Raw genomic sequence first — 12,480 nt, 5'->3', positions numbered from 1 at the left:
CATATTGTTGCGACATGGCGGGCGCGGACCGAACAGGCTGGTGGGGATATCTACCGCCGCTGCGTCAAAGCAGGGCAGGGCGACAATCAGACAATCGAGGAGACGCGCGTGGCCAGTTTTCGGAAGATGATCGTAGCGGGAACGGCGCTCGCCGCCGGGCTTGGCTGGGCGAGCCAGTCGGTACTCGCCGAACCGGGCGGCGAGCTGGTCGCGATCACCGGCGCGACGATCTTCGATGCCACGGGCAAGGATCCCTATCGCGGCACCGTCGTCGTGCGGGGTGGCCGGATCGATGCGGTCGGAGCTGACGTCAAGGCTCCCAAGGGCGCGAAGATAGTGCGTGCCGACGGCAAGGCGCTGCTCCCGGGCTTCATCGACGTCCATACGCACTGGTCGCCGTCGGGCTCGCCCGCCGCGCTGCCGCAAATCGCCAACGCTTACCTCTCGAGCGGCGTGACGACCGTGAACGACTTCCACCAGCAGCCCGAAGCCTTCGCGCCGCGCCGCGCCTGGCTCGCCGACATCTACGCGCCGCACGTCAACTTCGTCGCGCGCATGAGCACGCCGGGCGGCCACGGCGCCGACTGGGGTGACACCAATACCACCAAATGGGTCGCGACCGCCGAGAGCGCGCGGCGCGAGGTGCAGGCGCTCCAGCCCTATCGCCCCGACTATATCAAGGCTTTCGCCGACGGCTGGCGCTACGGCCAGCTGCCCGAGGAAACCTCGATGAACGTCGAGACCCTCGCCGCACTCGCCGACGAGGCGCACAAGCATGGCCAGCGCGTGCTCACTCATACGGTGACCGTCGAACGCGGCAAGCTCGCCGCCGACGCCGGCATCGACGTGATCGCGCACAGCATCCAGGACGGCGTGCTCGATGCCGACGCGATCGCCCGGATCAAGAAGGCGGGCACCTTCTACGCCCCGACGCTCGCCATCTATCAGCTGAAGCCCGACGAGATCGGCCCCGGGCGCAAGGACGATGCCGCGACGCGCCTGCGCATTCGCAAATATGGCTTCGCCGAAGAGAATGTCCGCAATCTCCACGCGGCCGGCGTCACGATCGCGGTCGGGACCGACGCGGGGATCGGCGGTGCGAAGCACGGCGTCTCGACGCTCCAGGAAATGGAATTGCTCGTTGCGGCTGGCCTCACGCCGAAGGCGGCGCTGCTCGCGGGCACGTCGAATAGCGCGCTCGCGCTCGGACTTTCGGCCGACCGCGGCACGATCGAGAAGGGCAAGCGCGCCGATCTTGTGCTCATCGACGGCAAGCCGTGGGAAGCGATCGGCGATGTCGAGAAGATCGACCGTGTTTTCGTCGACGGCAAGCTCGTCCATGGCGCCGGGGTGAAGCTGCCCGCGGGCAACCTCGCCACGACGCTCCCGGCGTTGCCCGCTGAGGCGCTGATCGACGATTTCGAACGCGCCGATGGACGGAGCTCGCTCGACACGCTCCGCCTCACCGACATGGATGGCGGCGTCGAGCGTTCCTCGGTGGTCACCAACCGCGTGACCCACGCGGGCGGCGACGGCTCGGCGCTTGCCTTCGCGGTGCAGATGTCGCTCAAGGACAAGCCCGAGGGCGGCATCCTCGTGCCCTTGAGCCGTGGTTCGGTCCGTCCGGTCGATGCGCGCAAGTTCGCAGGCGTCCGGCTCGATATGCGCGGCGCCGGCCGCTATCTCCTCGTGGTCAACACGCTCGCAGGCGAATTCACCGCGCCGATCGAAGCGAAGGAAGGCTGGTCCGAGCTGCGCGTGCCCTTCTCCGCGCTCGTGGCGACGCGCCCCCGCCGCGGCGATGCGCCGTCCTGGCGCGGCGACGATCTCGTGCAGGTCGGTGTCGTCGTCCAGCGCGAGGCGGGCGCAAGTTCATGGGGCGAAATCGACAATCTTCGCTTTTACTGATTCCCGCGCGGCGCCGCTTACGGCGGTCTGCCGCAAAGCGAGCGATCCTTGCTCCATCCGTGTCAGACTCGGTTGGGCAATATAGGAGTGGGGTAAACTCGTTTCGCTGCGTCTCTTTCTATTGAGAGCGGATGCATTTGCTCAGAATCGCGCGTCCGCTGTTCCTGGAAGGAGTATTCGCTGATCATGGAGGAGGACCGGGCTGCATGGACTTTAGCAGCGGATGTCCCGCTCGCGGCTGCACGGCATCAGCTTATGTCGATAGCGAAAGATACGGCGGCGGTGCGCGGCTTCTTCGATCCCGAGACCTCGACGATCAGCTATTTGGTCCATGATCGGCGCACGAAGCGCGGCGCGGTGATCGACAGTGTGCTAGACTATGACGCAGCTGCCGGGCGTACCTCGACCGCCTCGGCCGAAGCGATCATGGAGTATGTCCGCGCCGAGGGCATCGCGATCGACTGGCTTTTGGAGACCCACGCGCATGCCGATCATCTCTCGGCAGCAGCTTGGATCAAGGAAAGGCTCGGCGGCGCGATCGCGATCGGCGAGCATATCCGGGACGTTCAGGCTGTGTTCGGCGACATCTTCAACGCCGGACCCGAATTTCGCCGTGATGGCTCGGATTTCGATCGTCTCTGGTCCGATGGCGACCGTTTCGCAATTGGCGAACTGCCAGTTACCGTGCTCCATGTTCCCGGTCATACGCCAGCTTGTGTTGCTTATGTGATCGGCGATGTGGTGTTCGTCGGCGACACGATGTTCATGCCCGATTACGGCTCGGCGCGCGCTGATTTTCCGGGCGGCGATGCTGTTTTTCTGTTCCGGTCGCTCCGCCGCATCCTTGAGCTCCCCGGCGATACGCCGCTCTTCATGTGCCACGACTATCTGACCGCGGAGCGGCAGGAGCACCGCTGGCAAACGACCGTCGCCGAGCAGCGTGCCGCAAACGTCCACGCGCGCGATGGTATCTCCGAAGACGAGTTCGTCGCTCGCCGCCGCGCGCGCGATACCGAACTCGCGATGCCTCGGCTGCTGCTGCCTTCGATACAGGTCAATATGCGGGCGGGGCGCTTGCCGCCCGCGGAGGACAATGGCGTCGCCTATCTCAAGATACCGATCGATCGGCTGTGAGCGCCGACACCTTTCCCCGAATGGAGAAACAATGACCATCAGGAGCCTGACCCCAGCACTCAGCGTGTCGCCGCAGATCGACCCGGCCGATGTCGTCGCGCTCGCCGCGTCGGGGTTCCGCTCGATCGTCTGCAATCGCCCCGATGGCGAGGAAGCAGGGCAGCCGACGGCAGCGGCGATCGCCGCTGCTGCAGAGGCGCACGGCCTTCGCTTCGTGCATATTCCCGTCATGTCGGGCGGGATCGATGAAGGCGATGTCGCCACAATGGCCCGAGCGCTCGCCGACCTCCCGGCGCCGGTTCTGGCCTATTGCCGCTCAGGCGCGCGCTCCGAGCAGCTTGCCGGTATGGCGTCGGCGCGCGGCGCCGATGGTAGTGTCGCGCATTATGATATCATCGTGATCGGTGGCGGCAGCGCGGGGATCGCGACCGCAGCGAGCATCCTGCGCCGCCGTCCCGGGGTGTCGATCGCGATCGTCGAGCCATGCGCGGATCATTATTACCAGCCCGGGTTCACGATGGTCGGCGGCGGCATTTTTGCGGCCGAGGCAACCCGGCGCGACGAAGCGGGGCTGATCCCAGCAGGCGCCGAATGGGTCCGCGGCGCGGCGGCATCCTTCGATCCCGCGAGCGACCGGGTGACGCTCGCCGATGGGCGCGTGCTCGGCTATCGCGCGCTCATCGTCTGTCCGGGGCTCAAGCTCGACTGGGACGCGATCCCAGGGCTCGCCGGAGCGCTCGGCGCGGACGGCGTAACGTCCAACTATCGATACGATCTTGCGCCCTATACCGACCGTCTGGTGCGCCGTTTTCGCGGCGGCCGTGCACTGTTCACCCAGCCGCCGATGCCGATCAAATGCGCGGGCGCCCCGCAGAAGGCGATGTATCTCTCGTGCCACCGCTGGGAGCGCGCCGGGTTGCTCGGGCAGGCCGAGGTGCAGTTCCATACGGCGACGCCGTCGCTGTTCGGGGTCGCCGCCTATGTGCCTGCGCTCGAAGCCTATATCGCGCGCTACGCCGTCGATCTGCAGCTAGAATCGCGTCTCGTGTCGATCGACGGGCCGGCAAAAGTCGCGCTCTTCGAGCAGCGTCGCGGCGACGCCGTCCGCCGGGTCGAGGAACGCTTCGACATGATCCATGTCGTCCCGCCGCAGGTCGCCCCCGAATTTATCGCATCGAGCCCGCTCGCGGCGCCCTCCGGCTTCGTCGCGGTCGACGAGGCGACGCTCCGCCATAGTGTGTACGCCAATGTCTTCGCGCTCGGGGATGTCGCTGCAACCACCAACGCCAAGACTGCGGCCGCCGCGCGCAAACAGGCGCCTGTCGTGGCGCTCAACGCGCTCGCCGCGCTCGATGGCGCTCCGCCAGTGGCAGCTTATGACGGTTATGGGAGCTGCCCGCTGACCGTCGAAGCGGGGAAGATCGTCCTCGCCGAATTCGGCTATGGCGGGAAATTGCTCCCGACCTTTCCCAAATGGATGATCGAGGGCACGCGGCCGTCGCGCATCTCCTGGCTGCTCAAGGAAAAGATTCTACCGCCGGTCTACTGGCACGGCATGCTGCGCGGCCGCGAGTGGCTCGCGGCGCCGGCGCCGATCGGTTCGGGGGCGTGACGCTCGACACGCTTCAATATCTGCTCGGCGGCCTGTCGGGCGGCATCGTCGGCTTCACCCTCGGCCTTGTCGGCGGTGGCGGCTCGATTCTCGCAGTGCCGCTGATGGTCTATCTCGTCGGGGTCGCGAGCCCGCATGTAGCGATCGGGACGAGCGCGCTCGCGGTTGCCGCCAACGCGGCCTCGGGGCTCGCGCAGCATGCACGCGCCGGGACGGTCAAATGGCGCTGCGGCTTTCTCTATGCGGGGAGCGGCATCGTCGGCGCGCTCGCAGGCTCGACCATCGGCAAGGCGATCGACGGGCAGAAACTGCTCTTCCTCTTCGCGTTGCTGATGCTCGTCGTAGGCGTGCTGATGCTGCGCGGGCGAGACAATCCCGGCATCGAGGGGGCCGCCTGCAATCGCCATAATGCGCCGAAAGTGCTCGGCTATGGTCTCGGCACCGGGGGCTTTTCGGGATTTTTCGGTATCGGCGGCGGGTTCCTGATCGTGCCTGGGCTGATCGCCTCTACGAAGATGCCGATCCTCAACGCGGTCGGCACCAGCCTCGTCGCGGTCACCGCCTTCGGGCTGACCACGGCGCTGAGCTATGCGGTGTCGGGATTGATCGACTGGCCGCTGGCCGCAGTCTTCATCGCCGGGGGACTCGCCGGCGGTATCGCCGGGACACGCGCCGCGCGTCAATTATCGAGCCGGGGGGCGCTGACCGCGATCTTCGCCGGCCTTATCTTCACGGTCGCAGCCTATATGCTCGTCAGGAGCGCGAGCGCTCTTTTCGCGACCGCGGGCGGTTGAGGTTCCTGCCGCCCGCCGCCACCGTCTATTTCATCTTTTCAATCCGCGTGATCGTTCCCGCCTTGCCGTTCCAGTCGAGCTCGAAACTCACCCGGTCTCCGACCGCCAGACCTTCCAGCAGCTTCTGCGGCGCGGCGAAGCCCATCGTCATCGCCGGCCAATCGAGTTCGGCGATCGCGCCATGATCGAGGGTGACCTCCCCGGCCGCGGTGTCGATTGCGGTCACGCTTCCCGTGCCCTTGCCGTGCCTGGTTTCGGCCGGCATCGCCATGGCGCCGACATCCTTCGCGGGCGCGGCCGCGTCTTCGGCCGGTTTCGAGGTTTCGCCTTGCTGGCCGCAAGCGGCAAGTCCTGCGGTGAGCGCGAGGCCCAGCGCGAATGTGACAGATTTCTTCATGTCGCTTCTCCTTCGGGTTGAATGGGATTTGCCGCGCGTCTCCGCATGAGCAGATAGGCGGCGGGAATGATGAACATCGACAAGAGCGGCGCGGTGAGCATGCCGCCGACCATCGGCGCTGCGATCCGGCTCATCACCTCCGAACCCGTCCCGGTCCCGACGAGGATCGGGAACAAGCCGGCGAGGATGACTGCGACGGTCATCGCCTTGGGCCGCACGCGCAGCAGCGCACCGTCACGGACCGCGGCCTTGATGTCGCCGTCGTCGCGGGCGGCGAGCGCCTGTTTGAGATAGATAAGCATCACGACCCCGAACTCGGCGGCGACGCCAGCGAGCGCAATGAACCCGACTGCGCTCGCAACCGACTGGTTATAGCCGAGCAGATAGAGCAGCCACAGGCCGCCGGTGAGCGCGAAGGGCAAGCTTGCCATAATGAGTAAAGCCTCGTCCCAGCGGCGGAAGGTCAGATAGAGCAGGACTAAGATGATCGCGAGCGTGACCGGCACCACGATCTTCATCCGTTCGGTCGCGCGGACGAGGAACTCGAACTGTCCAGTGTAGGAGACGCTGACGCCCGGCGGCAGCTTGACGTCGCGCTCGATAGCCTGCTGCATGTCCTGCACCAGCCCCTGCAGGTCGCGGCCGCGGCTGTCGACATAGATCCAGGTTACCGGACGCCCATTCTCGCTGCGCAGCATCGGCGGGCCGTCGCTCACCTTCACGCTGGCGACGGTGCCGAGCGTGATTTGCTGGCGCGAAGGCGTCAGGATCGGCAGGCTAGCGAGTTCGCCGATACTGTCGCGCAGCTCGCGCGGATAGCGGACGCTGATCGGGTAGCGCGCGAGCCCCTCGATGGTCTGGCCGATCGTCTCGCCGCCGATCGCGCCGGAGACGATGGACTGCACGTCGGCGACATTGAGGCCGTAGCGCGCCGCCGCGGCGCGATCGATGTCGACATCGATATAGCGCCCGCCGGTCAGCCGTTCGGCCAGCGCCGAGGCGACGCCGGGCACGGTCTTCACGACCGTTTCGATGCGTTTGGCGGTCTGGTCGATCGCCGCCAGATCCGATCCCGCGACCTTGATACCTACCGGGCTCTTGATCCCGGTCGCGAGCATATCGATGCGGTTGCGGATCGGGGGAATCCAGAAATTGGCGAGCCCCGGAACGCGGACGCGCGCATCGAGTTCCTCGACCAGCTTTTCCTCGGTCATGCCGGGACGCCATTGCTCTTTCGGTTTGAAGCGGATCGTCGTTTCGAACATCTCTAGGGGCGCCGGGTCGGTCGCGGTGTCGGCGCGCCCTGCTTTGCCGAACACGCTCTCGACCTCGGGCACCGTCTTGATCAGCCGATCGGTTTGCTGGAGCAGGCTCGACGCGCGCGCCGCTGAAATGCCGGGAAGCGCCGAGGGCATGTAGAGCAGGTCGCCTTCGCGCATCTGCGGCATGAACTCGCCGCCGATCTGGGTCATCGGCCACAGGCTGGTGGCGAAGACGAGGCCGGCGATCGCGAGCGCCTTTTTGGGGCGGGCCAGCACCCAGTCGAGTGCCGGCCGATAGGCGTGGGTCAGCCAGCGATTGATCGGATTGGCCTGTTCGGCGGGGATCCGGCCGCGGATCAGCCAGCCCATCAGCACCGGAACCAGCGTGATCGAGAGTATCGCGGCCGCGGCCATCGCATAGGTTTTGGTGAATGCGAGCGGCGCGAAGAGTCGCCCTTCCTGGCCCTCGAGCGTGAAGATCGGGATGAACGAGAAGGTGATGATGAGGAGGCTGAGGAAGAGCGCCGGCCCAACTTCGGCGGCGGCCTCGGTGATCACGCGCCAGCGTTCGGCGCCCTTCAAGTCCTCGCCCGGATGATCGCGCTCCCAATGTTCGAGATGCTTGTGGGCATTTTCGATCATCACCACGGCTGCGTCGACCATCGCGCCGACCGCGATCGCGATGCCGCCCAGCGACAGGATATTGGCGTTGAGCCCCTGCAGCCGCATGACGATAAAGGCGATGAGGATGCCGAGCGGCAAGGTCAGGATCGCGACCAGCGCCGAGCGCGCGTGCCAGAGGAAGAGCGCGCAGACGAGCCCGACGATGATGAACTCTTCGACGAGCTTCGAGGTCAGATTGTCGACCGCGCGGTCGATCAGCCCCGAACGGTCGTAAGTGGTGACGATCTCGACCCCGGGCGGCAGGCTGCGCTTGAGCTCGGCGAGCTTGGTGCGGACGCCGTCGATAACCTCGCGGGCATTCTTGCCCTCTCGCATGACGATCACGCCGCCCGCGACCTCACCCTCGCCGTTGAGCTCGGCGATACCGCGCCTTGTGTCGGGGCCGATCTGGACCGTTGCGACGTCGCCCACCGTAACCGGAATTCCGCCGCTTGCAGTGCGGAGAGGAACCGCGCGAAAGTCGTCGAGCGACTTCAGATAGCCGCTCGCGCGGACGATATATTCGGCTTCGGCGAGTTCGAGGCTGCCGCCGCCGCTTTCCTGGTTGGCGCGCTTGAGGGCGTCTGCCACCTCCGGCGCGGTCACCCCGAAGGCGGCGAGCTTCTGCGGATCGACGATGATCTGATATTGGCGCACCATGCCGCCGATGCTCGCGACCTCGGCGACGCCAGGGACCGATTTGAGTTCGAAGCGGAGGAACCAGTCCTGCAGGCTGCGCAGTTCGGCGAGATCGTGGCGGCCGCTCTTGTCGACCAGCGCATATTCATAGATCCAGCCGACCCCGGTTGCGTCGGGGCCGAGGCTCGCGCGTGCGCCCTCGGGGAGGCGGCTTTGCACCTGGCTCAGATATTCGAGGACGCGGCTGCGCGCCCAATAGGGATCGGTGCCGTCGTTGAATAGCACATAGACGAAGCTGTCGCCGACGAAGCTATAGCCGCGCACGACGCGCGCTCCGGGCACGGAGAGCATCGTCGTCGTGATCGGATAGGTGACCTGATCCTCGACGATCCGCGGTGCCTGGCCCGCATAAGTGGTGCGGATGATGACTTGAACGTCCGAGAGATCAGGCAGGGCATCGACCGGCGTCGTGCGGACCGCGGCGATCCCGAGCAGCGTCAGGATCAGTGCCGCCGCGACGACAAGTCCGCGCGCCGCGACCGAGGCGCGAATGATCTTCGCGATCATTGCGCAGGCTCCAGCGGGCGCACGGTGAGACCGGTCAGGCTCGCTTCGGAATCGAGCAGGAACTGACCCGACGCGACGACCTTCTCGCCGGGTGCGAGCCCCCGCAATATCTCGGTCTTGCCGCCGCCTTCGCGCCCAGCGACCACTTCGGCAGGATGATAGCGACCGTCGCCCTTCTCGAGCATCACGATGCTGCGCGTGCCGGTGCGGATCACCGCTTCGCTCGGCACCAGCAGCGCCGGTTTGGCATCGCCGCCGAGCGCTACCGCCGCGAACATTCCGGGGCGGAGACGCCCGCCGCGATTGGCGAGTTCAATGCGCACCGTCAGAGTCCGACTGTCGGCGGTCGTCGTCGGCAGGATCGCCACGACCCTGCCGGCGAAGCTCTCGCCGGGAAAGGCGGTAAGGGTCGCCGTCGCCCGCTGGCCGATGTTGACCAACCCGGCCTGCGCTTCGGGTAGCGCCGCGTTGAGCCATACCGTGCCGAGCCCCGAAATTTCGGCGAGCGTCTGCCCCGTGGCGAGCGTGACGCCCGCGCGCGCATTAAGTGTCTGGACGACGCCGCCGATCGGCGCGCGTATCGTCAGCCTGCCGCCGGTTCGTCCGGTCCGGTCGACCTCGGCAATCACCCCTTCGGGCATGCCCATCAGCCGCAGCCGCTGGCGTGCCGCTGAAGTGAGGTCTGGGCGTCCGAGTTTCTTGACGCTCAGATATTCGGTCTGGGCGCCGCCCCATTCGGGCAATTGCAGGTCGGCGATCGGCGTGCCGGCGCCGATGACGTCGCCGGGCGCGAGGCGATAGACGCGCTCGACGAAGCCGCCCGAGCGCGCCTGGACGATGGCGACGTCGCGCTGGTTGAAATCCACACTGCCATTGACGTCGAAGGTCGCCGCCAGACTGCCCATTTCGGCCGCGACGACGCGTATTCCGAGGCTCTGCCTCGCGGCCGGATCGACCGTGATGCCGGGGCCGGTGCCAGAACCGCCAGCCTCATCGGCATATTTAGGCTCGAGCTGCATATCCATGAAGGGCGACTTGCCGGGCTTGTCGAACTTCTGGTTCGGAAACATCGGGTCGTAATAATAGAGGATCTTGCGGCTGTCGGCCGGGGTTCCCCCCGGCGCATGGCTGTCCCCGCGCTGTCCCAGCCAATAGCCGCCGCCGCCCGCGATCAGCACCGCGGCCAGGATAGCGGCGCGCCACCGCGCCGCTGACGTCGCATCGGTCATCGCCCTGTCTCCCCATAGATAGTGTTGATCCGGATCGCGTCGCGCGCGACCTCGGCTTCGCGCGACAGCGCATCGACTTCGGCCTCTGCCAGCGCGAGTGTCGACAGGAGCGCAGTGCCGAGGTCGAGCTTTCCGGCGGCGTAGCTGACAAGGTCGAGCTCGGCGCGCTTCTTCGCCAGCGGCACCAGCTGCGACCGTGCATTTGTCAACTGCTCGTGGTGCATGCGATGATCGGCTAGATCGGCGTCGAGCGACGCCGCGATGTCGCGCTTGGCGGCTTCGCGGTCGAGGCGCGCGCGTGTCGCTTCGCTGGCGCGGGCGGCGATTTTGGGATCCTGCCGCTTTTTCGAGAAAAATGGCAGATCGATCGTGACCCCGAGCGTGACGAGGTCGCCATAATTGGGCTCGCGACGTCCATAGGCCGCATTGACGCTCCAGTCGGGGCGCTTGTCGGCGCGCGCAAGGCCCGTTTCGGCATCGGCCGCGATGGCGCGAGCGTCGAGCGCCCGCAGCCTTGGCAGGGCGTCGATGCCCGCGCGCAGCGTCGCCTCGTCGACCGTCGGCGGCGGCGGGTCGCCCGCCGTGTCGGCGACGGGGTCGCCGGTGAAACGCGCGAGCTGTGCGCGGGCGCGCGCGATCTCGGCGGCGAGCGCGCTGCGGCGGTCGTTGATCGCGGCGCGAAGCTGATCGGGCTCCAGCGCTTGCGCCGGGCGCGCCGCGCCGCTCGCTAGCCGCGCCGTCACCGTTGCTTGCAAATCCCCGAGACCGGCGTCGAGCAGGTCGAGTTCCTTCAGCCGCTTCTTGGCATAGAAGAGATCGACCCAGGCAAGCGCAGTCGCGAGCCGGACGTCCTGCGCGGTAACTGCCTCGTCGGCGCGGGCGATTCCGATATCGGCCTGCGCGCGCGTCGCGCGTGCGCGTCGCTTGGCGGAGTTCGGGAAATCCTGGCTGACGCCGATGACCTGCATCGTGAAATCGTCGCGATTGAACCGGCCCGCATCGGGACCGGTTACCGGGAAATCCTGGATGGCGAGATTGAGCTTCGGGTCGGGAAGCCGGTCGGCGGCGATTGCCGCCGACCGCGCGGCATCGAGCCCGGCTTCTCGGGCTTGTAATTCGGGCGCTCGCGTTTCCGCCAGCCGAAGCGCATCATCGAGCGACATCGGTTCGGCGTGCAGGGCCGTGGGCAGCGCAAGCACGGCTGCCGCAAAGAAAAGGCGCATGATTTCCCCCTTTTTGGATCGGGCGAGGCCATCCCCGGCGCATAGGCGCCGGGGATGGAGATATTACGCCGCGGGGTGCGCCATGTGGCCGCCGGTCATTTTTTTCATGCAATCGGCCGGATCGGCCTTCATCATGTCGCAGTCGCAGTTGGCCATCTGGGCGGACTTGTCCTTCACCCAGACGCGGACCCGCGAGGTGGTATTGGACTTGTTCGGTCCCGGCACCTGGCGGGTCTGCCATTCATAATGGCCCCCCGGCGCTTCCTGTGCGAAAACGGGAGCGGCAAGCGTTGCGGCCGCGAGTGCGGCAAGAGCAAAAATAGGTTTCATGTCGAATTCCTCGGTTGAAAAGCTAGGAAAGGCGCGCCGGAAGCGCGGTTCGCCTTTTGCAGTTCAGCCGAGGGATAGAGGTGGATCGGGTTCGGGGCCGAATGTTCTGCCAGCGAGCCGCCGGACAGGAAGCGGATCGAGCAAGCCCGGGACATGCGCTTTCGTTTCGAGCGGCATAGCCGGCGATACGACGGCGGGCGGAAGCGCGCAGCCCATCTTGGCAATGCAGTCGAGCGTGAGACCTTGGCAGGGCCTCTTGTCCTGCGACTTGTCGATGCCCATCATCTCCGCGCATTCGTCGCTCATTGCGGACGCGGTGATGGCCGTGTCGGGCATCGGCATCGCTGAAGCGAACGCCGCTTCCTGGGCCAAGAGACCCAGCAAGGCTCCGAGAAGGAGCAGGAGCGAGAAGCGGCGCTTCATGACGAAAGCATGATCCTTGGCGCATTCCGCGTCAACTTCATTCTGGCAAGCCGGACAAATCGGAGAGCCCAATTCCATCGGTCAAACGTCCTCTGTACCATTTTTTGAGGGATGGGGCGTTCTGGTGCGTAATCAATCTCAGTAGGGGATGTTGGGTGTTTGAACCCGGAAGCCGTAAACAGCGGTTTCCGGGCATGCATGTTTTTGTCCTCGACTTCCCCGAAACTCATTTGAGCTGCGCGACGGCGCAGTTCTTCGAAACAGGGGAAGCGTAGTGAACAATCTATACTGTTGCTCGT

Annotated in this window: 10 protein-coding genes; 4 read left to right on the top strand and 6 right to left on the bottom strand. The window is 66.2% G+C overall.

Annotated elements, in window-relative coordinates; translation table 11 throughout:
• The first annotated feature begins 108 nt into the window (after positions 1-108).
• From BWQ93_RS15105 to BWQ93_RS15090, 4 genes are all read left to right on the top strand, one after another.
• Entirely contained in the window at positions 109-1,908 is a 1,800-nt protein-coding gene (locus BWQ93_RS15105) for an amidohydrolase family protein (protein ID WP_198040401.1), read from the top strand.
• Between the two features lie 255 nt (positions 1,909-2,163).
• Positions 2,164-3,042 carry an MBL fold metallo-hydrolase gene (locus BWQ93_RS15100; protein ID WP_083455621.1) on the top strand — a complete coding sequence of 293 codons (879 nt, stop codon included), beginning with the start codon at positions 2,164-2,166 and terminating at the stop codon, positions 3,040-3,042.
• Between the two features lie 31 nt (positions 3,043-3,073).
• On the top strand, positions 3,074-4,654 hold the full coding sequence (locus BWQ93_RS15095; protein WP_067179789.1) for a bifunctional protein tyrosine phosphatase family protein/NAD(P)/FAD-dependent oxidoreductase: 1,581 nt from the start codon (positions 3,074-3,076) through the stop codon (positions 4,652-4,654).
• Complete coding sequence (locus tag BWQ93_RS15090; protein WP_077032448.1) at positions 4,651-5,448, top strand: sulfite exporter TauE/SafE family protein; 798 nt, start codon at positions 4,651-4,653, stop codon at positions 5,446-5,448. Before BWQ93_RS15095 ends, BWQ93_RS15090 begins: the two co-directional genes overlap by 4 nt.
• Positions 5,449-5,473: 25 nt before the next feature.
• Here the strand turns inward: BWQ93_RS15090 and BWQ93_RS15085 are convergent, their stop codons facing one another.
• The 6 genes from BWQ93_RS15085 to BWQ93_RS15060 form a co-directional block, all read right to left on the bottom strand.
• Positions 5,474-5,845, bottom strand: coding sequence for a copper-binding protein (locus BWQ93_RS15085; RefSeq protein ID WP_077031254.1), 372 nt, complete (start codon positions 5,843-5,845; stop codon positions 5,474-5,476).
• Positions 5,842-8,976 (bottom strand): efflux RND transporter permease subunit, encoded by a 3,135-nt coding sequence (locus tag BWQ93_RS15080; protein ID WP_077031253.1) that lies wholly within the window; start codon positions 8,974-8,976, stop codon positions 5,842-5,844. Before BWQ93_RS15080 ends, BWQ93_RS15085 begins: the two co-directional genes overlap by 4 nt.
• The gene (locus BWQ93_RS15075) at positions 8,973-10,205 is read right to left on the bottom strand and encodes an efflux RND transporter periplasmic adaptor subunit (RefSeq protein ID WP_077031252.1); all 1,233 of its coding nucleotides are present in this window, start codon (positions 10,203-10,205) and stop codon (positions 8,973-8,975) included. Before BWQ93_RS15075 ends, BWQ93_RS15080 begins: the two co-directional genes overlap by 4 nt.
• Positions 10,202-11,428 carry a TolC family protein gene (locus BWQ93_RS15070; protein WP_077031251.1) on the bottom strand — a complete coding sequence of 409 codons (1,227 nt, stop codon included), beginning with the start codon at positions 11,426-11,428 and terminating at the stop codon, positions 10,202-10,204. Before BWQ93_RS15070 ends, BWQ93_RS15075 begins: the two co-directional genes overlap by 4 nt.
• A gap of 63 nt (positions 11,429-11,491) precedes the next feature.
• Positions 11,492-11,758 carry a hypothetical protein gene (locus BWQ93_RS15065; RefSeq protein WP_053555658.1) on the bottom strand — a complete coding sequence of 89 codons (267 nt, stop codon included), beginning with the start codon at positions 11,756-11,758 and terminating at the stop codon, positions 11,492-11,494.
• Between the two features lie 63 nt (positions 11,759-11,821).
• Positions 11,822-12,259 carry a hypothetical protein gene (locus BWQ93_RS15060; protein ID WP_232314622.1) on the bottom strand — a complete coding sequence of 146 codons (438 nt, stop codon included), beginning with the start codon at positions 12,257-12,259 and terminating at the stop codon, positions 11,822-11,824.
• Between the last annotated feature and the right edge of the window lie 221 nt (positions 12,260-12,480).

It is taken from the genome of Sphingopyxis sp. QXT-31 (assembly GCF_001984035.1).
GTDB lineage: Bacteria > Pseudomonadota > Alphaproteobacteria > Sphingomonadales > Sphingomonadaceae > Sphingopyxis.
This window is presented reverse-complemented; position numbering and strand designations above follow the sequence as displayed.